Annotated in this window: 2 protein-coding genes; both read left to right on the top strand. The window is 67.3% G+C overall.

Annotated features, from left to right (window positions below; translation table 11 throughout):
- Positions 1 to 296 (top strand): TonB-dependent receptor (locus tag A9Z05_RS05415; protein WP_141723361.1); only part of this gene is annotated, 296 nt, incomplete at its 5' end.
- Between the two features lie 498 nt (positions 297 to 794).
- Positions 795 to 1,270, top strand: a 476-nt coding sequence (locus A9Z05_RS05425) for a trehalose-6-phosphate synthase (protein WP_176730145.1), incomplete at its 3' end; no start/stop codon positions are given.

The following is a 1,270-nucleotide window of genomic DNA, read 5'->3' on the forward strand; positions in this document are numbered from 1 at the left end:
CGCTGCGCGCGACGCTCGCGGCCGACTATGGTTACGGCCCGTTCGGTGCGCGTGCGCAGGTCACGCACGCGTGGTCGCAGCATCGCGTGCCCGACAACGATTTCTCGACCGACGGCTACACGTCGCTCGGCGTGATGCTGACGTACAAGTTCCGCGTCGGCCCGACGCACTGGCTCGCATACCTGCGCGGCGACAACCTGACGAACCAGGAGATCCGCTACGCGACGTCGGTCGTGCGCGGCTTCGCACCGCAAGGCGGCCGCAGCGTGATGGCCGGATTGCGCACCACGTTCTAAGGTACGGCTCGCGGCGGCCCGCCGCGGGCTGCTTACCGGCGCGAATCCGAACCGGGTGCACACGCAAGAAGCCGACGTGGGCCACTGGCAACCGCGCGACGGCAAACGCGACGGAGGCGACGATGCGCATGCNNTGCACGCATGCGCATCGTCGGCCCGATCGGGCGCCATTCGCGCCGCTCGCCGCATGGCCTTATGCCTGCTGCTTCACAGCGCGCAGCAAATTTCGGTCCCGCTCGGGCATCGCCCGTTGCCGCGCCGCCGTCATGGCTACCGCGCGACAGGTTCGCGCGCGCCGTTCGACGAGCCGGACTTTTAAAACGCACGAATGGCGAGTATCCTAAAAAAGCACTTTTCGACCGGACGGCGAATCGCGCGCCCTGACTCCCGTCCGATCGCCATGCGGCCCCGTCGTATCGCGCACCGCGCACCGATGGCGGCGTATGCCTCTCGCGCCCTGGCCGCACGACCCTTCCCCAACAATCGTCAGGAGAGCTGGTGAGCCGACTCGTCGTCGTATCCAATCGCATCGCAGATCCCCGTAAAGCCGCGGCCGGCGGCCTCGCCGTTGCCGTGAAAGACAGCCTGCAGGAAACCGGCGGCGTCTGGTTCGGCTGGAGCGGCAGGCTACGCGGCGCCGACGATCGCCCCGCGCATGGCGACGATGTGCAGATCCAGAACGTCGGCGGCATTCAGCTCGCGACTGTCGATCTCGATCCGCAGGACTACGACGCTTACTATCTCGGCTACTCGAACAACGTGCTGTGGCCGGTGTTTCACTACCGGCTCGATCTCGCGCAGTTCGACCGGCGCTTCGCCGACGGCTACCGGCGCGTGAACCAGCTGTTCGCGCGCAAGCTGCGCACGCTGCTGCGCCCCGACGACGTCATCTGGGTCCACGACTATCAGCTGATTCCGCTCGCGGCCGAGCTGCGCGCGATGGGCTGCACGAATCCGATCGGCTTCTTCCTGCA

Origin of the sequence: Burkholderia sp. A2, assembly GCF_001729305.1 — a bacterium.
In the GTDB taxonomy this organism is placed as follows: domain Bacteria; phylum Pseudomonadota; class Gammaproteobacteria; order Burkholderiales; family Burkholderiaceae; genus Burkholderia; species Burkholderia sola.